This is a genomic window from Tenacibaculum sp., from assembly GCF_050290165.1.
Taxonomy (GTDB): domain Bacteria; phylum Bacteroidota; class Bacteroidia; order Flavobacteriales; family Flavobacteriaceae; genus Polaribacter.
The window spans coordinates 45,217-67,885 of record NZ_JBNKHD010000006.1 but is presented as its reverse complement, the minus strand read 5'-3'; the positions used below and the strand labels follow the sequence as shown (position 1 = coordinate 67,885).

The following is a 22,669-nucleotide window of genomic DNA, read 5'->3' as shown; positions in this document are numbered from 1 at the left end:
GTTAAATTAGCAGCTGTAACTGCTTGAAATACTAAGGGGAAGGCTAAAAAAGTAGGGTGTTAATAGAAATGCAAGAGTTTTTTTTTAATGTCCCAACATTTTTTTGTTACTTGCCACTCTGAAAAATTAAAAAGCGTAATAAGTACAAGTTAAGAATCACTTATTGATAAAAAATTAAGTTTTTCGTAGTAAAATTTGTATTTTTAACCCGTTAACTATTTAAAATTAATTATAACAAAATGAAAAAAGTAGTAAATATCCTAACTATTGCAGGATTTATGTTTTTAGGAGCTATTCAATCAACTTATGCTCAAGACGCAGCAGCAGCAGATGGAACAGAGACTTTCCACCAAATTTTAAAAAGATATTTCATTGAAGGTGGACCAGGGTTTATGGGAATTGTATTAGTAGCTTTAATTTTAGGTTTAGCTATTGCAATTGAAAGAATCATTTATTTAAATATGGCTACAACTAACACTAAAAAATTAGTAGCAAGTGTAGATGAGGCATTAAGTTCAGGTGGAGTAGAGGCTGCTAAAGAACTATGTAGAAATACAAAAGGTCCTGTTGCTTCTATTTTCTATCAAGGTTTAGAAAGAGCTGACGAAGGTTTAGATGCTGCTGAAAAAGCTGTAGTAGGATATGGAGGAGTGCAAATGGGATTATTAGAGAAAAACATTTCTTGGATTTCATTATTTATCGCTTTAGCACCGATGTTAGGATTCATGGGGACTGTAATTGGTATGATTGGAGCATTCGACGCGATTGCAGTAGCAAACGATATCTCTCCAGCGGTAGTAGCAGGTGGTATTAAAGTAGCACTTTTAACTACAGTATTTGGTTTAGTAGTAGCAATTATCTTACAGATTTTCTACAACTACATCATTTCTAAAGTAGATAGTATTGTAAACAACATGGAAGATGCATCTATCTCTTTAATCGATTTATTAGCTAAGTATAAAAAATAATAGAAGTATGAAGAACAATAGATTAATAACAATCGTTGTTGCTTTACTTTCACTTATCGGTATAGTCTTATTCTTAATGACTATGGGAGTAGATAGTGAGGACAAAGTAGCAATGTCAGATGCGGTTTCTCCATTGGTTACTTATTCTTTAGTATTACTAATATTAACAGCCGGAGTAACTGTTTTAGCTTCTGTTTTTAGCTTGTTTAAAAACCCAGCTGCATTGAAAAAAGCATTATTAGGGATATTAGCTATGGGAGTTTTATTAGTAGTATCTTACATGTTTTCAAGTGACAGTCAAGTAATAGACGCAAATGAAAAAGTAATAGCAGCTGCTGGTAGTAGTGTGTCTAAAAACACAAGTACAGGTATTTGGTTAAGTATTATCTTAATAGTGATCGCAGGAGGTTTCTTCGTGTGGGATTTATTAAAAGGATTAGTTAAATCATAGATTATTATGGCAAGAAGAGAAAACCCAGAAATTAATGCAGGTTCGATGGCAGATATTGCCTTCTTGCTACTTATCTTTTTCCTTGTAACAACAACAATGGATGTGGATTCAGGTATCCCTAAAAAGTTAGCTGAAAAAACAGATGTTCCACCACCAGTCGTTAAAGAAAAGAATATTTTTCAAGTAAGTATTAACCGTAACAACCAACTTTTAGTTGAAAACGAGGTTATGGAGTTGAAAGACTTAAAAGATGCTGCAATGAAATTTATTGATAATGGTGGAGGTATTGGTAACCCAATGCCAGGTAAAGAAGCTGGTGCAGCTTGCGACTATTGTAAAGGAGCAAAGGATCCAGAATCATCTGATCATCCAAACAAAGCAATTATTTCAGTAGAGAGCGATAGAGGTACTGAGTATGGTACTTATGTTGCTGTTCAAAATGAATTATTAAGAGCTTATACAGATTTACGTAATAGACTTAGCCAGGAGAAATATGGTATGAGTTTTGACGAACTTGAAAAAGCTTTTATTGATGGAGCAAGAAAAGATGAGTCTTTAAGAAAGAAAGTTGAAGATATTAAAGCGAGTTACCCTCAAATTATATCTGATACAGATCCAACAAATGTTCAATAATAAAACAATATAGTATGTCTAAATTTAGAAAGAAGAAAAAAGGTATGCCAGCATTATCAACGGCATCTTTACCAGATATTGTTTTTATGTTGTTATTCTTCTTCATGGTAACTACTACTATGAGAGAAACAGATTTATTGATTGATTCACCACGTTTACCTAGTGCAAGTGAAGTTAAGAAACTTGAACGTAAAAGTTTAGTGAGTACAATTTATGTTGGTAAAGCGAAGGACCAAAAATATGGAACAGGTTATAATAGAATTCAGTTAAACGATAAGATTGCTACACCAGAGGATGTACCATCGTTTATCTTTCTTGAAAGAGATAACGTATCAGAAGCTGAAGTACCTTTTATGACAACTTCTATTAAAGCAGATAAAGAATCGAGTGTTGGTACTTTAGCCGATATTCGTGAAAAGTTAAGAGATGTAAATGCTCTTAAGTTAAGTTTATCTACTCATAAAGGAAGTGTAATTAGCAAGTAATTACTTTTAAATAATTAAAAAAGAGCAATCGTACGATTGCTCTTTTTTTATACAAAAAAAGTATATTTATCGTTAGATAATTATTATGAAAAATATATTAAATCTTCTTGTATTATTATTGTCATTAAATGCTTTTTCCCAAAAGGATTCTCTACAAATTGGAGATAAATATTGGGAAGATCAGTTATATATTGACATTACCTATAACTTATTAAACGATCAGCCAGAAGGAGTAAGGAAAACAGGATTTTCATATGGTGTTGCAGCTGGATATATAAAAGATTTTCCATTAAACAGAAAAGGAAAAACAGCTTTAGGTATAGGACTAGGTTACAGTTTTGATTCATTTAATCATAGCTTAAAAGTATTAGAAGGAGATGTAAACCAGTATGAGATAGACTCAGAGATCACATCTAATAAAATAAAACTTCATAATATTGAAATGCCGATACAATTTAGATGGAGATCATCTGACGTCAATATATATTCTTTTTGGCGGTTTTATGCAGGTATAAAGATTATATACAACTTAAATAATAATTTTCAATATAATTTACCTACAGAGAGTGTAAACATTTCTAATGTGTCAAAATACAATACATGGCAAACTGGTTTAACTGTGTCTGCAGGTTATGGTACTTTTAACTTTCATGTGTATTATGGATTGACACCCATGTTCAAAAATGTTAAACTGAATGGAAGCCCTATAAATAGTAAGATTGTAAGGTTAGGACTAAGTTTTTACCTCTTATAATAAATAATAAGCTATAAAAGGGCTTATTAAACCAATAAAAAAGCCAATGTAAACTTCTCTTGAGGTATGAGCTTTTAGATGCAATCTAGAGCTTGCTAAGAGCCCTGAAAGGAAAATAAAAGTGATTATAAGAGGAAGTACAAAAATTGCTTGTATTTGTTGAAATAATAAAAAAAAGCCAGTAGCTACTCCCATTGATAATAAATGTAAACTACTCTTTATCTTTAAAGGGAAAAGTATATAAGTTATTCCTAAGCCGAAAACTGTACCATAAAATAAATAACTTAAATCTCTAACAATACTCATATCTGAGAAGAGTTTTCCAAGAATAAGAAATAAAGTCATCATAAAGAAAATAGGAGCTTTACGTTCATTTATACTGTGTACTTGAAAAGACTTTATATAACCAATAGACTTTAAAAAGACTAAAAGAAGCATTGGTATAAGATATGTAGCTATAAAAATTACTGTAAGTATTGTAAGCTGTTGTTGATTATTAAGTTGTATTGGAGATAAAATAAAATACAAAATAATCCCAATAGTAGGCATTACTATGGGGTGTAAAATAGTTGATATAAATTTGTGCCAGCGCATTAAATTTCTTTACGTAACCTAGCTACAGGAATGTCTAATTGCTCACGATATTTGGCAACTGTTCTTCTAGCTATAGGATATCCTTTTTCTTTTAAAATATTAGATAATTTCTCATCAGTAAGAGGTTTACGTTTATCTTCTTCACTAATTACTGTCTCTAAAATCTTTTTTATCTCTTTAGTAGATACATCTTCACCTTGGTCATTTTTCATTGATTCAGAAAAGAACTCTTTAATCAACTTTGTACCATAAGGGGTAGATACATATTTGCTATTAGCTACACGCGAAACGGTAGAAACATCCATGTTGATCTCATCAGCAATATCTTTTAAAATCATTGGTTTAAGTTTGCGCTCATCACCAGTTAAAAAATATTCTTCTTGACGATGCATAATTGCATTCATGGTTATCAAAAGCGTTTGTTGGCGCTGTTTAATAGCATCAATAAACCATTTTGCAGCATCCAGTTTTTGTTTAATGAAAAGAACAGCATCTTTTTGTGATTTGCTCTTTTCTTTGGAGTCTTGATAGCCTTTAAGCATGTTGCTATACTCTCTTGAAACGTGTAATTCTGGAGCATTACGAGAGTTTAAGGTTAAGTCTAAATTACCATCAATAATTCTAATGGAAAAATCAGGAACTATTTGCTCAGCTATTTTGTTATTACCCGCATAAGAACTTCCAGGTTTAGGGTTTAGTTTGCTTATTTCGGTAATAGCTTCTTTTAACTGTTCTTCTGAAATGGTAAATTTTTCAAGAAGCCTTTTGTAGTGTTTTTTAACGAAATGATCAAAAGCATCCTCTAGTATTCTAATAGCTAAAACTCGGCTTTCATTTTCAGATTTAGATTTCAATTGAATAATTAAACATTCTTTTAGATCTAGAGCACCAACCCCTACAGGATCTAATTTCTGTACTATATTTATTAAAATATCTTTTACTTTTTCTTCAGTTGTAAAAATGTTTTGAGTAAAAGCTAAATCATCAACAATGTCAATAATGTCTCTTCGAATATAACCACTATCATCAATACTACCTACTAAAAATTCAGCAATAGCACGCTCTTCATCATCAATTCTATAGGTGTTTAATTGATTATTTAAAGACTGATGAAAAGTTGTTCCAGCAGCATAAGGAATTTGTTTTTCCTCATCGTCTGCTGAATAGTTATTAGTTTGTGTTTTATAACTAGGAAACTCATCATCACTTAAATATTCATCAATATTGATGTCTTCGGCGTCAATTTTTTCATTGCCCGAATCGTCATACTCATCATTCGTTAAAGTATCTTCAAAATTATCAGATTCCTCTTTACCTGTGTCAAGTGCAGGGTTTTCCTCAATTTCTTGTTTTAAACGCTCTTCAAAGGCTTGTGTAGGCAATTGAATTAACTTCATCAACTGAATTTGTTGAGGCGATAATTTTTGAAGTAATTTTTGATGTAAACTTTGTTTTAGCATATGCACAAAGATATGAAATAGGATAAAAAAAATCGCCATTCCTTATTGAATGGCGATTGTTATTTATAAGTTTTATGATTTTTTTAAAACTCAGCGTTTTGAGGTGTTCTAGGGAAAGGAATAACGTCTCTAATGTTACTCATTCCTGTAGTAAATAAAACCAAGCGCTCAAAACCTAAACCAAAACCAGAGTGTACTGCGGTACCAAACTTACGAGTATCTAAATACCACCATAACTCCTCTTCAGGAATGTCTAAGGCAGCCATTTTTTCTTTTAAAACTTCTAAACGCTCTTCTCTTTGCGCTCCCCCTACCATTTCACCTATGCCAGGGAATAAAACATCCATAGCACGAACTGTCTTACCATCGTCATTTAAACGCATATAGAATGCTTTAATGTTTGCAGGATAATCAAACAAAATAACTGGACATTTAAAGTGTTTTTCAACTAAATAACGCTCGTGTTCAGATTGTAAATCCACTCCCCATTCGTTAACAGGAAATTGGAATTTCTTCTTTTTATTAGGTTTAGAATTACGTAAAATTTCAATAGCTTCGGTATAGCTAACACGTTTAAAGTTATTATCTACAACAAATCGTAATTTTTCTAATAACCCCATTTCACTACGTTCTGCTTGAGGTTTTGCTTTTTCCTCCTGAGCTAAACGGTTATCTAAAAACTCTAAATCTTCTTTACAGTTATCTAATACATATTGTAATACATATTTGATGAAGTCTTCAGATAAATCCATATTTGCATCTAAATCGTTAAATGCAACCTCTGGTTCTATCATCCAAAACTCAGCTAAGTGACGAGTTGTGTTAGAGTTTTCAGCTCTAAATGTTGGTCCGAAAGTATATACTTTACCTAATGCCATTGCATAGGCTTCAGCTTCTAATTGTCCAGAAACAGTTAAGTTTGTTTCTTTTCCGAAGAAATCTTTAGTGTAATCTACTTCGCCTTCTTCATTTAAAGGAGCTTTGTTAGTCTCAAATTGAGTAACTTTAAACATTTCACCAGCACCTTCTGCATCTGAACCAGTAATGATTGGTGTGTTTACGTAATAAAATCCATTTTGTTGGAAATACTGATGTACTGCAAATGATAATGCAGAACGCAAACGCATAACAGCACTAAAAGTATTCGTTCTTATACGTAAATGTGCATTCTCACGTAAAAATTCAAAACTATGTTTTTTAGGTTGAATTGGGTATTCGTCAGGATTAGAATCTCCTAAAATTTCTAAGTTTGTTACCGTGATTTCTACCGTTTGTCCTTTACCTTGACTTTCAATTAAAGTACCATTTATACTTACAGCAGCTCCAGTAGTTATTCTCTTTAATAAAGCTTCATCGGTATTTTCAAAATCTACAACACATTGAATATTATTAATGGTTGAACCATCATTTAGAGCAATAAAACGATTGCTTCTAAAAGTTCTCACCCATCCTTTTACGTGTACCTCATGTAAAAATTTATCCGATTGTAATAGTTCTTTAATGCTACTTCTGTTCATTACTTAATATCTTCAATTAAAACAAGCAAAGATACTTTTTTTGCTAATAAATGTGCAATGATGAACTACAAAAAGCAAGTAAAGTTTTATTTATCTTCTTTAGGGGGCAAGATTTTAAATTTGGTTTCTTTTAAAACGTTCTTATTAGCAATTCTCTTTTCAAATGAAAGAAGAAGAGAAGGTAATAATAACAGGTTTGAAACCATAGCTAATAATAATGTTATAGAGACTAAACCACCTAAAGCGATTGTGCCTCCAAAACTAGAAATTGTAAATACTAAAAAGCCAAAGAAAAGTACAATAGAAGTATAAAACATACTAACACCAGTTTCTCTTAAGGCAGAATATACAGCCGGTTTTATTTTCCAGTTATTAGCTAATAATTCTTGACGATACTTCGCTAAAAAGTGAATGGTGTCATCTACTGAAATACCAAAAGCGATACTAAATACTAATATGGTTGATGGTTTTATAGGGATGCTTAAATATCCCATTAATCCAGCTGTTATTAACAACGGAAGCATGTTAGGAACTAATGAGATTAAAATCATTTGTGGAGAACGGAACATCCACGCCATGAAAATAGAAATTAGTATAATAGCTAAGGATAATGAAATTACTAAGTTTTTAATCAGGTAGTTTGTTCCTTTTAGAAAAACTAAAGCTTTTCCTGTCATAGAAATTTCATACTTATCCTCTGGAAATTGCTTTTTAATTACGGCTTGTAATCTATCTTGGATAATATCCATTTTATCAGTACCAATATCTTTCATAAAAGTTGTAATACGTGCATATCGCCCAGTACTATCAACAAAATTTTTAAGCATGCCAGAATTACTGTTAGAATTTTTGGTATAAGCAAAAATGTATCCTTTTTCTTGACTTGTTGGTAACTGATAGTATTTAGGATTTCCATTATAGTAAGCCTGTTTAGAGTACTTAACTAAATTGGTAATAGATATAGGTTTTGATAATTCTGGAAAAGTTTCAATAGTTTCATTCAACTTTTCCATTCTTTTTAAGGTAGAAAGATTCATAACACCTTTATCTTTTTTGGTGTCAATTAAAATTTCTAAAGGCATTATACCCCCAAATTCGTACTCAAAAAACTTAATGTCTTTATAAAACTGCTTGCCTTTTGGCATGTCTTCAATTAAGCTACCAGATACTCTAATTTGGTATAAACCAATCATGCTGAAAATGATAATCACAACGGCGGTAATGTATATACCTATTCGTTGTTTTTTTACCATGTTCTCCATCCAGTTTACTACATTTTCCATCCATTTTTTCTCTAAATGGTTTAAATGCTTTTGCTCTGGAAGTGGCATAAAGCTGTATATAATTGGAATGATTAATAAAGCTAAAATGAAAATACTGACAATGTTTACTGATGCTAGGATACCAAATTCACGTAGTAATTGACTTTTAACAAAAACAAACGTGGCAAATCCAGAAGCTGTTGTAATATTCGTCATCAACGTAGCATTTCCAACTTTTGAAATTACACGTTGTAATGATTTAGCTTGATTTCCGTGTTTTTTTACTTCCTGTTGGTACTTGTTGATGAGAAATACAGCATTTGGCACTCCAATAACAATAATTAGTGGTGGGATTAATGCTGATAAAACCGTTATTTCATAACGGAAAAGCCCAATAAAACCAAAAGCCCAAACAACTCCAATTCCTACTACCAAAAGAGTAATAAATGTGGCTCTAAACGAACGGAAAAAGAAGAAGAATATAATAGCAGTAATAAGTAAAGCTCCTACAACGAAAATCCCCATTTCATCAATGATGTTTTGAGAGTTTACAGTTCGTATGTATGGCATTCCTGATACACGGATATCTAATTGATATTCTTTTTCAAATGAATCAACCGTTGGTATTAAAACATCTGCTATAAAGTCTCTACGAGCAGGAGTATTTACAATATCCTTATTAAGATAAATAGCGGTTTGTAAAGTTCCTTGATCGTTGTACAATAAGTTTTCGTAAAAAGGAAGTTTTTCAAAAAGTTGTTTTTTTATACTATCTACCTCTTTAGCCGTTTTAGGATTGTTTTTAAACAACGGTTCTACAACAAATTTGCGTTGCTTTCTATCAGCTTTTAACTGTTGTACATTGGCAATAGAAATGGTGAAATCTACTTGAGGTAAACTATCTAAATCTTTTACAAGTTTATTCCAAGCGTTAAACTTTGCAGGTGTAAATACTGTAGAATCTTTAACTCCCAGAATAACTAAGTTTCCTTCTTCGCCAAAAATTTCTAAAAACTTATCGTATTGGACATTAGCCTCGTGGTCGGTAGGAAGCAGGTTTGCTTCTGTGTAAGAGAAGCGCATATATTTCATTTGAGTGACTAAAAGTCCTGTAATGATAGCTATGGTAATTAAAACTAGATAACGATTTCGCAATACAAATCCTGCGATTTTAGTCCAAAAAGTCATTCAAAAAAATTTTAGCAAAGTTATGTTAAATGAAACAATTAAACGAAAAAAAAAAGAGTGTTAAAAACACTCTTTTTCAATTTATTTTTTAGAAAAAATTATACGGTCATAATCTCTTTTTCTTTCACTACAAGCTTGTCGTCAATTTCTTTTACGAAGTTATCTGTTAGCTTTTGTATATCAGCTTCAGCAATCTTTTTCATGTCGTCAGAAACATCTAGTTTTTTAATTTCGTTGTTAGCATCTTTACGAGCATTACGAACTCCAACTTTAGCATGCTCAGCTTCAGCTTTTGCTTGTTTAGCTAAATCTTTACGACGCTCTTCAGTTAATGGTGGTACATTAATGATAATGTTTTCACCATTATTCATTGGGTTGAAACCAAGATTAGCAAGCATGATGGCTTTTTCTATCTCATGTAACATGTTTTTTTCCCAAGGCTGAATTGAAATTGTTCTAGCATCAGGAGTATTTACGTTAGCAACTTGTCCTAATGGAGTTGCAGAACCGTAATAGTCTACCTGTACATTTGCTAACATGGCTGGAGATGCTTTACCAGCTCTAATACTACGCAATTCTTTTACTAAATGCTCAATTGCATCATTCATTGCCTCTTTGGCCGAATCTAAAATAAAATCAATTTCTTCAGTCATTTTGTTCGTATTTATAAACCTCATTAGAGGGTAATTTCGATTTATTCGTTATCAACTATTGTTCCAATATTTTCTCCAGATATTAACTTTAACAAGTTTCCTTTAGTGTTCATGTCGAAAACAATGATTGGTAATTTGTTTTCTTCACTCAATGTAAAAGCAGTCATATCCATAACTTTAAGACCTTTGTCGATTACATCTTTAAAGGTAATGTTTTCATACTTAACAGCATCTTTGTTTTTTTCAGGATCTGAATTGTAAATACCGTCAACTCGAGTTCCTTTTAAAATAGCATCAGCATTAATTTCTATAGCTCTTAAAACAGCTGCTGTGTCGGTAGTAAAGTACGGATTTCCTGTTCCTCCACCAAAAATTACTACTCGCCCTTTTTCTAAATGTCTGTTTGCACGACGTTTAATATAAGGCTCTGCAATTTCTTTAATCTCGATAGCGGTTTGTAAACGTGTGTGAATTCCTTCATCTTCTAAGGCACTTTGTAAAGCTAATCCGTTAATACAGGTAGCTAACATTCCCATGTGGTCACCTTGCACACGATCCATACCTTGGCTAGCACCAGCAACCCCTCTAAAAATATTTCCACCACCAATTACTATGGCAACTTCTACACCTTTATCTACAACTTGTTTTATCTCTTGGGCATACTCTTTAAGTCTGTTTGGGTCGATACCGTATTGGCGCTCTCCCATTAATGCCTCACCACTTAATTTTAAAAGGATTCTTTTGTATTGCATTTGTTTTGTTGAAAGTTGTGCAAAGCTACGTATTTTTTTTATTCTAATTTTTACAGCATAAAAAAAACCATCCAAAAAATGGATGGTTTTCTATAATATGATTGTTGAGAATTATCCTAAAGTAACTCTTACGAAGTTTTTAACTTCAACGTCACCGTAAGAAGAAACATATTCTGCAACAGTTTTCTTTTCATCTTTGATGAACTTCTGATCTAATAAACATTGTTCTTGATCTAAAGTTGTGTTGTCAGAGATAAATCTTTCAATTTTACCTGGTAAGATTTTGTCCCAGATTTGCTCTGGTTTACCTTCAGCTTTTAATTGCTCTTTAGCTTCTTTTTCAGCTTCAGCCATAGCTTCATCAGTTAACTGTAATCTAGATACGAATTGAGGTACGTTCTTTAAAGTTTTACCTAAACGAGCTAACTCTTCGTTATCTTTAATAATTGCAGCGATTCTAGCTTCAGTTTCAGAAGCTACATAAGCAGGATCAAAATCTTTGTAAGATAATGAAACAGCTCCCATTGAAGCAGCTTGCATAGCTAGGTCTTTAGTTAACTCAGCAGCGTTGTCTACAGCAGCAGTTAAACCTACCATAGCAGCAATTTTACCAACGTGAGTGTAAGCTCCTACGTATGGTGCTTCGATTTTTTCGAAAGAAGTGATATCGATTTTTTCACCGATAACTCCAGTTTGCTCGATTAATTTTTCAGCAACAGTCATTCCTCCAAAATCAGCAGCTAAGAACTCCTCTTTTGTGTTATAGTTAAAAGCGATGTTAACAAACTCTTGCGCTAATTCTTTGAAAGAATCATTTTTAGATACGAAATCTGTTTCACATGCTAATACGATAGCAACACCATAAGTATTGTCATCGCTAATTTTTGTAATAGCTACACCTTCAGTAGACTCACGATCTGCTCTTTTAGCAGCAATCTTTTGTCCTTTTTTACGTAAAATTTCAATAGCTTTATCAAAATCACCTTCAGCCTCTACTAATGCTTTTTTACAATCCATCATACCAGCTCCGGTAGTTTCTCTTAATTTTTTTACGTCTGCAGCGCTAATTTTTACTGACATTTCTATCGTTATTTTTTAATTGTAATTAATTGTTGTAAGGTATAAAAATTTAAAGGTCTCAATGTAATGAAACCTTTAAATTAAAATTATTATGCTTCTTCAGATGCAGGAGCGTCAGCTGTTTTTTCAGCTTTAGCTTTCTCTTTGTCAGCTTTTCTTTCAGTTAAGCCTTCAGCAATCGCATCAGTTACATAAGATAATACTCTATCTATAGATTTTGAAGCGTCATCGTTTGCAGGAATTACAAAATCAATCGGTCTTGGATCAGAGTTTGTATCAACCATTGCAAAGATTGGAATGTTTAATTTTTGTGCTTCAGCAACAGCAATGTGCTCTTTCTTCACGTCAATTACAAATAAAGCTCCTGGTAAACGAGTCATATCAGAAATTGAACCTAAGTTCTTTTCTAATTTTTCACGTTGACGGTTGATTTGTAATTTTTCTCTTTTTGATAAAGCGTCGAAAGAACCATCAGTCTTCATTCTATCAATAGAAGCCATTTTCTTTACAGCTTTACGGATAGTAACAAAGTTTGTTAACATACCACCTGGCCATCTTTCAGTGATGTAAGGCATGTTTACAGCTTTAGCTTTTTCAGCAACGATATCTTTAGCTTGCTTCTTAGTAGCAACGAATAAGATTTTACGTCCTGAGTTAGCTATTTTTTGTAACGCAGCAGAAGCCTCGTCAATTTTAGCTGAAGTTTTATACAAATCGATGATGTGTACACCATTACGTTCTGTATAGATGTATGGAGCCATGTTTGGGTTCCATTTTCTAGTTAAGTGTCCAAAGTGAACACCACTTTCTAATAATTCTTGAATGTTTGCCATTTTAATAAATGTGTTTACGTTCTGTTTTCGCAATACTCCAGTAGTTATTAAGTCTGAAGTATTTAGATACTAAACTGTTAAAAATTGATTTATAAATAACAGTTCCAATAAACGATTAACGTTTAGAGAACTGGAATTTCTTACGTGCTTTCTTTTGACCGAATTTCTTACGTTCAACCATTCTTGGATCACGAGTTAATAATCCTTCTGGCTTTAATACCGCTTTATTTTCTTCGTTAATAGCTACTAATGCTCTAGTAATTGCTAAACGAATAGCTTCAGCTTGACCAGTAACACCACCACCGTAAACGTTTACTTTTACATCGTAAGCCTCTAAGTTTTCAGTTAACATTAAAGGTTGTTGAACCTTGTATTGTAAAGTTGGTGTAGTGAAATAGTTTTTAAACTCTCTTTTGTTGATAGTGATGTTTCCACTTCCTTGAGAAACATAAACACGAGCAACAGCTGTTTTTCTTCTACCTATTTTGTGTACAGTTTCCATAATTATTTAAGATCGTTAAGGTTAATAGCTTTAGGTTTTTGAGCCTCTTGACCGTGCTCTGTACCAGCGTAAACATATAAATTTTTGAATAACGCGCTACCTAAACGGTTTTTAGGTAACATACCTTTTACTGCTTTTTCGATAAGTCTTGCTGGATCTTTAGCAAACATCTCAGTAGCAGTTAATGATCTTTGTCCTCCTGGGTAGCCTGTGTGACGGATATAAGTTTTGTCAGCCCACTTGTTACCAGTTAAGTTGATTTTTTCAGCGTTGATGATTACAACGTTGTCTCCACAATCTACGTGAGGAGTATAATTTGGCTTGTACTTACCTCTAATAAGTTTTGCAACTTTAGAAGCTAGACGACCTAATGATTGCCCGTCCGCATCAACAACAACCCACTCTTTGTTTACAGTGTTCTTGTTAGCCGATACTGTTTTGTAACTTAATGTGTTCATAATTACACGATTAGTTTTTGTTTATAATTAATAATTTTTTGTCCTTTAAAAAGGTCTGCAAATGTACGATTTATTATTTGATTGACAAATAGCGTGTTAGTTTAATTTTTTTCTTTTTAAAATTTAGATACTTTTTGCCAATAAAAAAACGTGCTTAATGCACGTTTTTTTTATAAATATGTTTTTAAAACTATTCTACCTTTTGATCTAATAAATCAAAGAATTGATTTAATCTAGGTAAGATAATAATTTTAGTACGTCTGTTTTTAGCTTTGTTAGCTGGAGAATCGTTTGCAACTAAAGGAACATAACTACTTCTACCGGCAGCAATTAATCTTTCAGGAGCTACACTGTATTTTCCTTGTAATTCACGAACAATAGCTGTAGAACGTAATACACTTAATCCCCAGTTGTCTTTTAAAGCAGATCCTTCAGCAACAGGAGTGTTATCTGTATGTCCTTCTACCATAACATCCATTTGTGGTTGTCCGTTAACTACTGTAGCAACTTTTTCTAATACTTTAGATGCTTTGTCGTTAATAGTATAGCTTCCGCTTTTGAATAATAATTTATCAGAAATTGAAATAAATACTACTGTTTTTTCAACATTTACTTCAATGTCTTCGTCATCAATACCTTCCTGTAATTCCTTTTTTAAATGGAAAGCAACAACTAAGTTTAATGAGTCCTTCTTAGAAGCAGCTTCTCTAATTTTGTTGATGTACTTATCTTTTTTACTTAACTGAGTTAAGGTTTCTTTAATGTTGTCATTAGCTCCTTTAGTTAATACAGTTAAGTTTTCAACTTGTTGTAAAGTGTTTTCCTTATCCTTTTTTAACTCAGTCACTCTAGATTCTAGAGAAAAAGCTTGATCTTGGTATTTATCTTTTTCAACCAAACATTTTGTTAAATTAGCTTTTACAGCCAATAACTCTTCTTTGGTTTGTTCATGTTTTGTTTTTAAAGCGTCTAATTCTTTAGTAGAAGCACAAGAGGCTAATAAGATAGAAGCGGTAAGGAATAAAAATACTTTTCTCATTTTATTCTGATTTTTTAGAAAATTATTAATAGTTGAGCAAATTTATAAAAATGGGAACACAAAAAAGAGAATTAACAATCTTTTATGAAGTGGTAAACCATTATTTTTGTGATTAAACTTTTTATGATGATTAAAAATATATTCCTAACTGGAATTTTACTGGTGTTACTTACTGCCTGTAAGCAAGAAACAAAATTAAATGAAACTAAATTACAGGGTGGTGTATTTGGAACTACCTACCATATAACGTATGTAAGTGAAATAAATTATCAAAAGTCAATAGATAGTTTGTTTCATTTGGTTAATAAGTCGCTATCTACTTATATGCCAACATCTGATATATCTAAAATCAATCAAGGAGATACAACTGTTGTTGTTGATGATATGTTTGTAGAGGTATTTGAAAAAGCTAAAAGAATTTATAATGAAACTGATGGGTATTTTGATCCGACAATAGGAAGGTTGATTGATGCTTATGGATTTGGTTCAGGGAAGGAAAAGAAAGATCTGACTCCAGAAGAAATTACAGCTTTGATGGAACACGTAGGGTTTGATAAAGTTGTATTAAAGGATAGAAAAGTATACAGAGAAAGTGAAAATATTGAGTTTAATGTAAATGCTTTTGCTAAAGGGTATGGAGTGGATGTTATTGGACGATTTTTTGAGTCGAAAAACATTCATGATTACATAGTAGAAATAGGAGGAGAGATTAGAGCAAGAGGAACAAAACATGGAAAGCTATGGAAAGTAGCTATTGAAAAACCGAATATTGATGGAACGCGATCTGTTCAAAAATATATTGAATTGGATAATGAATCTATGGCAACTTCTGGGAATTACAGAAAGTATAAAGTAAATGCTGAAGGTAAAAAGATAGTGCATACAGTAAATGCTAAAACAGGATTGGCAGAAGAAAGTAACCTGTTAAGTGTGTCTGTAAGTTTAAAAGGAGATTGCGCTGATGTAGATGCATATGCAACTGCTTTTTTAGCAATGGGCTTAGAAAAAACAAAAGTGTTTTTACAAAAACATCCAGAGTTGAAAGTTGTACTGCTTTACAATGATGAAAATAATACAATGCAAGAGTTTGTGAATTAAATTTACAGCTCAATAATAGAATAAAAAAAACCTACATATGTAGGTTTTTTTATTGGAGTTTGACAAGCATATAATCATATACTTTTTTTAGTTCTACTACTTTTACAATACCAGCAATTAAAAAGCAAGATAGTGGAATGTAGTCATTAATTCCCATTAGTAGTAGACCTATAATTTGAATACCAAAAAAGAGTAGATTACTTTTATTTATTCTAAGGTCTTTTCCAACACTTGAATCTTTTCCATGTAGTTGTATGATGTTGTATTTTAAAAACAGAAAAGAAATTTCACTCATAATAAACACAACTCCATATAAAATAACAGGAACATTTTCTATATGATTTTTGCCAATCCAAGAAGTGGTAAAAGGAATTAGTGATAACCAAAAAAGTAAGTTTAAGTTAGCCCAAAGTATTTTACCATTAATTTTTTTAGCAATTTTAAACAATTGATGATGATGATTCCAATAGATACTGATATATAGAAAACTTACTACATAACTTAAAAATATTGGAGTCATTTTGTATAAACATTTGAAGGTTGTTTCTTTAGGTGCTTCTAATTGAAGAACCATTATTGTTATTATTATAGCAAGAATTCCATCGCTAAATGCTTCTAGCCTTTCTGACGTCATTTTTTGAATAGTATTAAATTATTTTTTTCTTAAATAAATCAAAATGAAAGAATGAAATATACCGCTCGATGTGAGCGGTATATAAATGTTGATAAATTTTAGAATCTGTTGTTTATTGATGTTCTTTTGTTAGAAGCTTAATAAGACCCTTCTTCAAGAACTTCATGACCATATTTTTTTGAATATGCTTGAATCTCTTCAAAATCATCAGGAGCTAACTTAGTTAGTTTATCAAAGAAATCAAAAGTTCCAGATGGAGTGAATGTACCTATTAAATGACCTTCAGTGGTTCCCACATTGGTAAACTTATGAGCTACACCTCTTGGAAGAAATAAGAAAGTTCCCTTTGGGGCTTTGTGTACTTCGTCACCGATTTGAAAGGTAAACTCACCTTCAATCACATGAAGACTTTCGTCATTTTTATGATGAATGTGTAGTGGAGCTCCTTTTCCTGATGGAACCTTTAATTCAAAATAGTCTAATAAATTTCCAGTGGTTTTGATATCTGTTCTATACACAGCATCAAAACCAGTAATTTTTGTTTTTTCTCCTTCTGTTGGTTGTAATAAAACTGTTTCTACCATAATTAGTGTTTTTATATTGCGTTAGCAGATTCTTTTACCATTGGGAATAATTTTAGTAACTCATCAAAGCCTCTTTGATAAAAGTCAGAAATAGCATCTTCTTTATAATAGAAAGTTGCTACCCATTGTACAATACAAGTGCCTCCTTTTACATCAAATACGCGTAAATCAGAGTAGTACTTGTGGATTTCTTGTCCCCATTCACCCCAATGCCATTTATAACGATAGTGGTGGTTTTCGTTATCCATCATTACCAGTTCTTCAATAGCTTTTGGTTGTCCTGGAAATGTTAATAAACGTCTTAATTGTCGTGTATCAGTTTGGTCGCTTATAACATCCAATTCAGTAATGTCTGGATGCCATTTATGGATGGTATAAAAACCACCAATAACTTCCCATACTTGTTCAGCTGAAGCTCCTAGTTCTACAGATTGTACAACTCTCCAGTCTTTGTAACCTTGTTCGTTCATAATAAATTTGGTTTTTTGGGTTGATTATTAATTAAATTTTTAAAGAATGAAATACTAGGGGCAAAAAAATATTCTCCGCCTAATACTTTAACTAGATTTTTATATCTAAAATCAAGTGTGATGGTTTTGCCATTCATTTGGTGTTGCCACTCCTTGATATTGTTACTTAGTTTAGCATTTTGTTCACCAGTAATAGGATCGTGGCCAGAATCTTTTAAAGGAAAATTTGGATTGTCTGACCATCCACATTGCATGACTAAAAACTGTTGTTCAATATCACTTTGACATGATAAAAAGAGAAGTCCAGCATCGGTCCATTCAGAATCTGGGTTTAAATTTTTTGAGCCATAACTAATTCCTCTTCTAACAATTCTATGGCTCCTTTCATTTCCAATAGGAGTGTTGTTAATTCTGTTTGTATCGCCTCTTGGATTTGTTTTTCGAATATGAGAGTGAAATGGACATGTAAGTCCCTCCATGTCTTCTTGATAATCAAAGTTATTTAAGGTAGCTTTTTTTGAATTGGTCGTCAGAGGGGTACCATCCTTGTATCGACCGAAAGCCAGAGCCTCAGCGTATTCTGAGTCAACTTTATCACCTGTTTTTTTTGAGATTAAAGAAGCTAATTGTTGGGTTTGTTTGTTGAAACCTTTAATGTTTTGTTGCATTTTTCTATACACAAAATAGGTTCCAAAACTTAGATCTTCATCAATGCCACCAGGATCGTTAACAGCCACTAAGTCAAAAGGAGCAGTAGGGTCATAACTTTTAATTCCTTCTTTATTTTGCCAATAGTCAAAATCAGATTTAAAAAACACGGGATTGCTTAGTCCATCTACAAAACCAAAATGTTCAATAACATCATTGTTTTTATTTCTTAAGGCATATCCTTTTTCAATAGACAGTATGGTAGCTATATTGTTTAAGTTACTTTTGATTTTAGCAATTTCATTATCTAAATAGCTATTGCATATCTCGTCGTCGGTTTTGTCTCCTCCGTAAGCTAGAATTAATAAGGCATCTATTCTTTGGTCAAATGGAGTTTGCCAATTTTCTGGAGTATCATTTAATGGATTAATAGTTCTTTCATGAACTCCACTAGGTCCCGTATCATATTGAAAGGTGATATCTTTCATGCTGGCACGGAAAGCTTTATCATCAGGAATTTGATAGCTATCTATATCCAATGCTTGGTATCCAGAATAGCTTAGTAGTAGCCCCGTAAATAAATGTTCAGTGCCAGAATTTTTAAAGTCTAACGAGGTTTGATGCTGTTCGTATGCTGATGTTAATTTTAAAGCAAACTGATTTAGCCACAAACGATTCTCTTGTGCATGCCCATTAAACTGTAAAAAGATGTGGCGTGAATGTGAACGCCCATGACTTTTTAAAATATTGCCTTGAATGTCATCTAGAACAATTTTTAAGTTTGGGTCATTAATGTCTAAATGTTTTTGACTTAACTTAATCGAAGGTTTATTTGTAGTTGGGGGACTAGTCATGTTCTTATTTGAAGTAATTTCTGTCGTCAGGGGCTTCGTTTAAGGTAAATGTATATTGGTATTCCGGATCATAAACATTTAGTATTGTATAGGTTCCTGAAGTAATCCATGATTTACCATCCCAAGTTCCATCGGTATTGAATTGTTTTTCAATTTTTTGAGTTTGTATTAATACACGTCCCCAGAATAACCATTTTCCATCTATATTATGAGCATAAAAAACTCTTACAGGATCTAGCTGAAAAATTCTAGGGCTTGGTTTGTTTTTAAATTCAAATATTTTTCCTTCAACATCTTTAAGTGTTACTGGATTTTTTTTGTGTTTTTCTATGTTGAAAACATCAACCGGGAATCCTTGTTCTTCAGTAAGTTCTAATGTGTCGTTTATTTCTATAAAACTTCCCATATTTTTTTAATTGTTTGGTTAAAGTTGTTTTGTTTTTAAATCATTCTAAAACAAGGTCCATAATGCAATCCTTGTTCGTTGTTTGGTATAGGTGTATTCATTAAAGGAATTGCATATTTTTCGAGTTTAAACATGGCTTCAATTGCATTTACCAGAGCTGCTTGCCCTCTACCGTTAATAGCCCAGGTGTCCTCCAGTAATTGTACAACATTGGTGTACGATTTGTCAAATTCAGACAATAAATACCATACTTCAGGAGTAACTTCAGATTCTTGATAGCCACCCTCTGGTATTCTAGCTATATTGTAAATTTCTGGTCGAGGCATAGGGTCTTTGAAATAGTATTTGTCTCCTTCCTGAGCTATTTTTTTCTGGTAAAAGACCTCCCAAAATCTATAGAAGTGGGCCAAATTGTCCATTCCAGTACTAGCTGGTGAAACATTTTCAGATCCTTCTCCTTGCTCTTTAATCATAGCAATGGCTTTTGAAACACTATCAGCATCTGCCATTACCCACCAAGATAAAGGTCCAGCTAGTTGTCGCTCAACATTCATTTTTGGTTGAAGGTCTTGAAAAAGTTCATTAATACGATCATACAATTCTCCAATGGTTGTATTGTGTTCGTAGTTTTGAATGTGGTTAGCAGAAAATTTACCATCTGTATTGCAGAGACCACCAATTTTCACTAACTCTTTGGTGTCATAATCATATATATCTGCAATTTTTTCAGGTAACTCTATTTCCATAAAGTTTCTTAGAGAGCAATCACTAAGACCTTCTAGGTATAGATAAAGATCTGGATGAACTCCTCCTGGAAGTCCTGAAGGGAATTTTAAACCATTTTTTGAATTGTATATTTTTGGTTCACCTCCAATTCCAGCAATCATATTACAAACCATAGCCATGTGTAACATTTCTTCTTGGAAAACATTACGAATAGATTTTGCAACCTCACAGTTGTTATCTTTTATACTCCACATTGTTTGTAGATAGATAGGTATGGTAGCAAATTCAAGAATTACAGCATTATTTAATAGCTCCTTTAGTACATGCAATTTATCTTCGTTATCGTCTTCAACAAGTCTTGAGTGTTGAATGAGCTCCTTGGTATTGGTTAGTTTTGAGGCTTTTTCTTGGAAAGCATTTTTAAATTTCAGCTGTGTTGTAGGCATTTTTGTGTTTTATTTTTGTTGCGTTTTTTTGAGTTAAATGTTCTACGAGTCTAAAGGCAAGAGCGGTTAATGTAAGCGTTGGGTTAACAGCACTTCCTGTAGGGAAAGCTGCATTTGAACATATATATAGATTATCAGTGTTATGAACTTTCATAAATTTATCGGTAACACTGTTTTCAGGACTGGTTCCCATTCTAGCTGTTCCAGTTGTATGATGCCCTCCTGGTTTGTCAACTCTAGAAGAAATTACTTCTAGCCCCATTTTTTCTAAGACCTGCTCTAGAAGTTTCAAACGATCGTTGGCATTTTTCATTTCTTCGTCAGTTCTGCTAAAGTGAACTGTAGTTTGCGGAAGCCCAAAACGGTCGGTTCCAGGTTTGGCTTCAAGACGATTGCTATATTTTCCTTTTTCTTCAAGGAAGGCTTGTAGATTTACTGTCATCTCTCCGTAAACTATATCGTCAATTTCCTCTCTGGTTTTTCCTTCAATCATGAGTTGAGCGATATCAGTATTTGGAGTAGTCCTGTTTTTAAACATGAAGATCTTTCCTTTCTTTTGATGCTCTTTTGTGTTATAACTATGTGACATTAGAGTAGGAAAGTCATATTCTTGAAACCATCCATTAGGGTTAGATTTTGCTTTACCAACCACATTAAGCATAGAGTGAGATACAACAAAGCGACCAACAAGGTCATAATCATTTCCAATACCTTCTTTCCAGAATTCACTTTTCGATGCTCTTAATAGTTTAGGAACATTGTAGGCTCCTGAAGCCAAAATGATAGTATTTCCATAAACTGTGTGTTCTTGCCCAGATAAATTATCTCTATAACTTACAGATTCAGCAATAGCTTTATTGCTAACATTTACTTTGTGTACTGGAGAATTTATTCGTATTTCTAAGTTGATAAATCGTGAATCATTTTTTAGATCATCAAGTACATACTGAGCGTTGAACCTACCACCAATAGGGCAGTATTTGCAGGTTCCAGTAGTCATACATTTTCTATACCTAGCAATAGGCATTTTACCTGATTTTATCTTCTTTTTTGTTCCTGGTTCTATGTCTCCATCTTGGTAAACAACATCTAACTGTTCCCAAGCTTTAATCATTTCTCCATCTGCTGCGGTCCATTCAAATGGCGGAACAGGGTAGGGTTTTGATCTAGGAACCCAGTTCGCGTTACTATCGCCACAAACAGAAAGATATTCTTCAGCTTGGTTATAGTATTCTTCTAGATCTTCGTAATTAATTGGCCAATCAGCACCTTCACCAGTATTAGTGAAAAGATTGAAGTCTTCAGGTCTGAATCTTAAAGACCAAGCACCCCAATGCATAGTAGATCCTCCATAGGCTTTAACACGAACACCGTCTGTTTGGTAATCAATGTTTCCAGTAGAGTCGGCTTCCCATTTTTGGTCATAGGTGTATGTATAAGGTCTTTCTCCTTTGGTTATGTAATCCCACCAGAATCTTCTGTCTTTTGCTATAACTTCAGGACCAGCCTCTAAAATTAAAATTGAAGTGTCATTCTTATGCTCAAGTAAGCCTTTGGCAACAGTAGCGGCTGCTACTCCTGCACCTACAATAACATAGTCAAATTGTTTTTTCATATTTCTTAGCTTTGAGGGGTTTCAGGTGTGTAGCTACGAACTTTAGGAGTTCTGTTATAGCGTGTACCCGCAAGGAACCCGTGATAGTTTTTAGCTTCTTCACCACCATATTTTGTACCCCAGCTTTTAAAGCCTCCTGCTACAATTTGCATCCTTATAAATTCATTTACAACATATATTTTACAGTGTGCTAAGCGTGTAGTTGGGGGTTGGCTATTATCAACACCACTTTTAAAAAAGAGTTTTTTAAAAGCTTCGTCTTCGCCATACATTATTTTTAACTCATTCAAAACATATATGGCATTTACATACTCTCCAGTATAGTTTGGAGCGTTTTCAGTTTTCGCTTTAATCATTTCATACCAAGAACTTCTTTGGTTGTTTGAATCATAGTTGGTGTTTGACCAATTTTTTCCTATGGCTTCAAATATTTCCCATAAAGTTTCTTTGTTTTGATATGTCAAGTGTTGGCCTTCTGCAAAAATTAGTTCAGCAGAAAGCACCTCATTGCAAACGGGGCCTCCTATCATGATATTAGATTTTAATGTGTTTAGTTAGT

25 protein-coding genes are annotated in these 22,669 nt (G+C 32.8%); 6 read left to right on the top strand and 19 right to left on the bottom strand.

Annotated features, from left to right (window positions below):
- Positions 1-239: 239 nt before the first annotated feature.
- The 5 genes from ACQY6M_RS07160 (at position 240) to ACQY6M_RS07140 (ending at position 3,291) form a co-directional block, all read left to right on the top strand.
- Complete coding sequence (locus ACQY6M_RS07160) at positions 240-968, top strand: MotA/TolQ/ExbB proton channel family protein (protein WP_428742612.1); 729 nt, start codon at positions 240-242, stop codon at positions 966-968.
- Positions 969-975: 7 nt separating this feature from the next.
- Positions 976-1,419, top strand: coding sequence for a hypothetical protein (locus ACQY6M_RS07155; protein ID WP_428742611.1), 444 nt, complete (start codon positions 976-978; stop codon positions 1,417-1,419).
- A 6-nt stretch (positions 1,420-1,425) separates the two neighbouring features.
- A complete protein-coding gene (locus ACQY6M_RS07150; protein ID WP_428742610.1) occupies positions 1,426-2,052 on the top strand; it encodes an ExbD/TolR family protein in 627 nt (208 codons plus the stop codon).
- 14 nt (positions 2,053-2,066) lie between these two features.
- Complete coding sequence (locus ACQY6M_RS07145) at positions 2,067-2,537, top strand: ExbD/TolR family protein (RefSeq protein ID WP_428742609.1); 471 nt, start codon at positions 2,067-2,069, stop codon at positions 2,535-2,537.
- 85 nt (positions 2,538-2,622) lie between these two features.
- The gene (locus ACQY6M_RS07140; RefSeq protein ID WP_428742608.1) at positions 2,623-3,291 is read left to right on the top strand and encodes a porin family protein; all 669 of its coding nucleotides are present in this window, start codon (positions 2,623-2,625) and stop codon (positions 3,289-3,291) included.
- Here the strand turns inward: ACQY6M_RS07140 and ACQY6M_RS07135 are convergent.
- The 11 genes from ACQY6M_RS07135 to ACQY6M_RS07085 all read right to left on the bottom strand — a co-directional run bounded on the left by ACQY6M_RS07135 (position 3,286) and on the right by ACQY6M_RS07085 (position 14,629).
- Positions 3,286-3,885, bottom strand: coding sequence for a hypothetical protein (locus ACQY6M_RS07135; protein WP_428742607.1), 600 nt, complete (start codon positions 3,883-3,885; stop codon positions 3,286-3,288). The two genes, ACQY6M_RS07140 and ACQY6M_RS07135, sit on opposite strands and share 6 nt — an antisense overlap.
- Positions 3,885-5,345 (bottom strand): RNA polymerase factor sigma-54, encoded by a 1,461-nt coding sequence (rpoN, locus tag ACQY6M_RS07130; RefSeq protein WP_428742606.1) that lies wholly within the window; start codon positions 5,343-5,345, stop codon positions 3,885-3,887. The genes ACQY6M_RS07135 and rpoN overlap by 1 nt, the downstream gene beginning before the upstream one ends.
- 83 nt (positions 5,346-5,428) lie before the next feature.
- Complete coding sequence (gene asnS, locus ACQY6M_RS07125) at positions 5,429-6,862, bottom strand: asparagine--tRNA ligase (RefSeq protein ID WP_428742605.1); 1,434 nt, start codon at positions 6,860-6,862, stop codon at positions 5,429-5,431.
- An 86-nt stretch (positions 6,863-6,948) separates the two neighbouring features.
- Positions 6,949-9,312 carry an efflux RND transporter permease subunit gene (locus tag ACQY6M_RS07120; protein ID WP_428742604.1) on the bottom strand — a complete coding sequence of 788 codons (2,364 nt, stop codon included), beginning with the start codon at positions 9,310-9,312 and terminating at the stop codon, positions 6,949-6,951.
- A 98-nt stretch (positions 9,313-9,410) separates the two neighbouring features.
- Positions 9,411-9,965, bottom strand: coding sequence for a ribosome recycling factor (gene frr, locus ACQY6M_RS07115; protein ID WP_428742603.1), 555 nt, complete (start codon positions 9,963-9,965; stop codon positions 9,411-9,413).
- Positions 9,966-10,006: 41 nt separating this feature from the next.
- Positions 10,007-10,717 (bottom strand): UMP kinase, encoded by a 711-nt coding sequence (gene pyrH, locus ACQY6M_RS07110; RefSeq protein ID WP_428742602.1) that lies wholly within the window; start codon positions 10,715-10,717, stop codon positions 10,007-10,009.
- Between the two features lie 111 nt (positions 10,718-10,828).
- Positions 10,829-11,797: a translation elongation factor Ts gene (tsf, locus tag ACQY6M_RS07105; RefSeq protein ID WP_428742601.1), complete on the bottom strand. Its 969-nt coding sequence runs from the start codon at positions 11,795-11,797 to the stop codon at positions 10,829-10,831.
- 89 nt (positions 11,798-11,886) lie between these two features.
- Positions 11,887-12,630: a 30S ribosomal protein S2 gene (gene rpsB / locus ACQY6M_RS07100; protein ID WP_428742600.1), complete on the bottom strand. Its 744-nt coding sequence runs from the start codon at positions 12,628-12,630 to the stop codon at positions 11,887-11,889.
- Positions 12,631-12,745: 115 nt separating this feature from the next.
- Entirely contained in the window at positions 12,746-13,132 is a 387-nt protein-coding gene (rpsI, locus tag ACQY6M_RS07095; RefSeq protein ID WP_047790000.1) for a 30S ribosomal protein S9, read from the bottom strand.
- A 2-nt stretch (positions 13,133-13,134) separates the two neighbouring features.
- Positions 13,135-13,590 carry a 50S ribosomal protein L13 gene (gene rplM, locus ACQY6M_RS07090; RefSeq protein WP_428742599.1) on the bottom strand — a complete coding sequence of 152 codons (456 nt, stop codon included), beginning with the start codon at positions 13,588-13,590 and terminating at the stop codon, positions 13,135-13,137.
- Between the two features lie 190 nt (positions 13,591-13,780).
- Complete coding sequence (locus ACQY6M_RS07085) at positions 13,781-14,629, bottom strand: OmpA/MotB family protein (RefSeq protein ID WP_428742598.1); 849 nt, start codon at positions 14,627-14,629, stop codon at positions 13,781-13,783.
- A 126-nt stretch (positions 14,630-14,755) separates the two neighbouring features.
- On the opposite strand from ACQY6M_RS07085, the gene ACQY6M_RS07080 reads away from it, so the two are divergent.
- Positions 14,756-15,727, top strand: a complete 972-nt coding sequence (locus tag ACQY6M_RS07080; RefSeq protein WP_428742597.1) for an FAD:protein FMN transferase — start codon at positions 14,756-14,758, stop codon at positions 15,725-15,727.
- A 49-nt stretch (positions 15,728-15,776) separates the two neighbouring features.
- Here the strand turns inward: ACQY6M_RS07080 and ACQY6M_RS07075 are convergent, their stop codons facing one another.
- The 8 genes from ACQY6M_RS07075 to ACQY6M_RS07040 all read right to left on the bottom strand — a co-directional run bounded on the left by ACQY6M_RS07075 (position 15,777) and on the right by ACQY6M_RS07040 (position 22,640).
- On the bottom strand, positions 15,777-16,361 hold the full coding sequence (locus tag ACQY6M_RS07075) for a TMEM175 family protein (RefSeq protein ID WP_428742596.1): 585 nt from the start codon (positions 16,359-16,361) through the stop codon (positions 15,777-15,779).
- A gap of 137 nt (positions 16,362-16,498) precedes the next feature.
- Positions 16,499-16,945 (bottom strand): cupin domain-containing protein, encoded by a 447-nt coding sequence (locus ACQY6M_RS07070; RefSeq protein WP_133537966.1) that lies wholly within the window; start codon positions 16,943-16,945, stop codon positions 16,499-16,501.
- An 11-nt stretch (positions 16,946-16,956) separates the two neighbouring features.
- The gene (locus ACQY6M_RS07065; RefSeq protein ID WP_428742595.1) at positions 16,957-17,415 is read right to left on the bottom strand and encodes an SRPBCC family protein; all 459 of its coding nucleotides are present in this window, start codon (positions 17,413-17,415) and stop codon (positions 16,957-16,959) included.
- Positions 17,412-18,917 (bottom strand): Dyp-type peroxidase, encoded by a 1,506-nt coding sequence (locus ACQY6M_RS07060; protein ID WP_428742594.1) that lies wholly within the window; start codon positions 18,915-18,917, stop codon positions 17,412-17,414. The genes ACQY6M_RS07065 and ACQY6M_RS07060 overlap by 4 nt, the downstream gene beginning before the upstream one ends.
- A gap of 4 nt (positions 18,918-18,921) precedes the next feature.
- Entirely contained in the window at positions 18,922-19,323 is a 402-nt protein-coding gene (locus ACQY6M_RS07055; RefSeq protein WP_428742593.1) for a hypothetical protein, read from the bottom strand.
- A gap of 35 nt (positions 19,324-19,358) precedes the next feature.
- A complete protein-coding gene (locus ACQY6M_RS07050; RefSeq protein ID WP_428742592.1) occupies positions 19,359-20,495 on the bottom strand; it encodes a ferritin-like domain-containing protein in 1,137 nt (378 codons plus the stop codon).
- Positions 20,470-22,110 (bottom strand): GMC oxidoreductase, encoded by a 1,641-nt coding sequence (locus tag ACQY6M_RS07045; RefSeq protein WP_428742591.1) that lies wholly within the window; start codon positions 22,108-22,110, stop codon positions 20,470-20,472. The genes ACQY6M_RS07050 and ACQY6M_RS07045 overlap by 26 nt, the downstream gene beginning before the upstream one ends.
- 5 nt (positions 22,111-22,115) lie before the next feature.
- Positions 22,116-22,640, bottom strand: coding sequence for a hypothetical protein (locus tag ACQY6M_RS07040; RefSeq protein ID WP_428742590.1), 525 nt, complete (start codon positions 22,638-22,640; stop codon positions 22,116-22,118).
- Positions 22,641-22,669 lie beyond the last annotated feature (29 nt).

Excerpts from the sequence above, each read along its gene's own strand:
- ACQY6M_RS07150 (WP_428742610.1), top strand. The coding sequence starts at position 1,426 with ATGGCAAGAAGAGAAAACCCAGAAATTAATGCAGGTTCGATGGCAGAT.
- rpsI (WP_047790000.1), bottom strand. The coding sequence starts at position 13,132 with ATGGAAACTGTACACAAAATAGGTAGAAGAAAAACAGCTGTTGCTCGT.
- ACQY6M_RS07040 (WP_428742590.1), bottom strand. The coding sequence starts at position 22,640 with ATGATAGGAGGCCCCGTTTGCAATGAGGTGCTTTCTGCTGAACTAATT.
- ACQY6M_RS07065 (WP_428742595.1), bottom strand. The coding sequence starts at position 17,415 with ATGAACGAACAAGGTTACAAAGACTGGAGAGTTGTACAATCTGTAGAA.
- ACQY6M_RS07050 (WP_428742592.1), bottom strand. The coding sequence starts at position 20,495 with ATGCCTACAACACAGCTGAAATTTAAAAATGCTTTCCAAGAAAAAGCC.
- ACQY6M_RS07085 (WP_428742598.1), bottom strand. The coding sequence starts at position 14,629 with ATGAGAAAAGTATTTTTATTCCTTACCGCTTCTATCTTATTAGCCTCT.
- ACQY6M_RS07055 (WP_428742593.1), bottom strand. The coding sequence starts at position 19,323 with ATGGGAAGTTTTATAGAAATAAACGACACATTAGAACTTACTGAAGAA.
- asnS (WP_428742605.1), bottom strand. The coding sequence starts at position 6,862 with ATGAACAGAAGTAGCATTAAAGAACTATTACAATCGGATAAATTTTTA.
- rpsB (WP_428742600.1), bottom strand. The coding sequence starts at position 12,630 with ATGGCAAACATTCAAGAATTATTAGAAAGTGGTGTTCACTTTGGACAC.
- frr (WP_428742603.1), bottom strand. The coding sequence starts at position 9,965 with ATGACTGAAGAAATTGATTTTATTTTAGATTCGGCCAAAGAGGCAATG.
- ACQY6M_RS07135 (WP_428742607.1), bottom strand. The coding sequence starts at position 3,885 with ATGCGCTGGCACAAATTTATATCAACTATTTTACACCCCATAGTAATG.
- pyrH (WP_428742602.1), bottom strand. The coding sequence starts at position 10,717 with ATGCAATACAAAAGAATCCTTTTAAAATTAAGTGGTGAGGCATTAATG.
- ACQY6M_RS07075 (WP_428742596.1), bottom strand. The coding sequence starts at position 16,361 with ATGACGTCAGAAAGGCTAGAAGCATTTAGCGATGGAATTCTTGCTATA.
- ACQY6M_RS07045 (WP_428742591.1), bottom strand. The coding sequence starts at position 22,110 with ATGAAAAAACAATTTGACTATGTTATTGTAGGTGCAGGAGTAGCAGCC.
- ACQY6M_RS07120 (WP_428742604.1), bottom strand. The coding sequence starts at position 9,312 with ATGACTTTTTGGACTAAAATCGCAGGATTTGTATTGCGAAATCGTTAT.
- ACQY6M_RS07060 (WP_428742594.1), bottom strand. The coding sequence starts at position 18,917 with ATGACTAGTCCCCCAACTACAAATAAACCTTCGATTAAGTTAAGTCAA.
- rplM (WP_428742599.1), bottom strand. The coding sequence starts at position 13,590 with ATGAACACATTAAGTTACAAAACAGTATCGGCTAACAAGAACACTGTA.
- tsf (WP_428742601.1), bottom strand. The coding sequence starts at position 11,797 with ATGTCAGTAAAAATTAGCGCTGCAGACGTAAAAAAATTAAGAGAAACT.
- ACQY6M_RS07140 (WP_428742608.1), top strand. The coding sequence starts at position 2,623 with ATGAAAAATATATTAAATCTTCTTGTATTATTATTGTCATTAAATGCT.
- ACQY6M_RS07155 (WP_428742611.1), top strand. The coding sequence starts at position 976 with ATGAAGAACAATAGATTAATAACAATCGTTGTTGCTTTACTTTCACTT.
- ACQY6M_RS07070 (WP_133537966.1), bottom strand. The coding sequence starts at position 16,945 with ATGGTAGAAACAGTTTTATTACAACCAACAGAAGGAGAAAAAACAAAA.
- ACQY6M_RS07160 (WP_428742612.1), top strand. The coding sequence starts at position 240 with ATGAAAAAAGTAGTAAATATCCTAACTATTGCAGGATTTATGTTTTTA.
- ACQY6M_RS07145 (WP_428742609.1), top strand. The coding sequence starts at position 2,067 with ATGTCTAAATTTAGAAAGAAGAAAAAAGGTATGCCAGCATTATCAACG.
- rpoN (WP_428742606.1), bottom strand. The coding sequence starts at position 5,345 with ATGCTAAAACAAAGTTTACATCAAAAATTACTTCAAAAATTATCGCCT.
- ACQY6M_RS07080 (WP_428742597.1), top strand. The coding sequence starts at position 14,756 with ATGATTAAAAATATATTCCTAACTGGAATTTTACTGGTGTTACTTACT.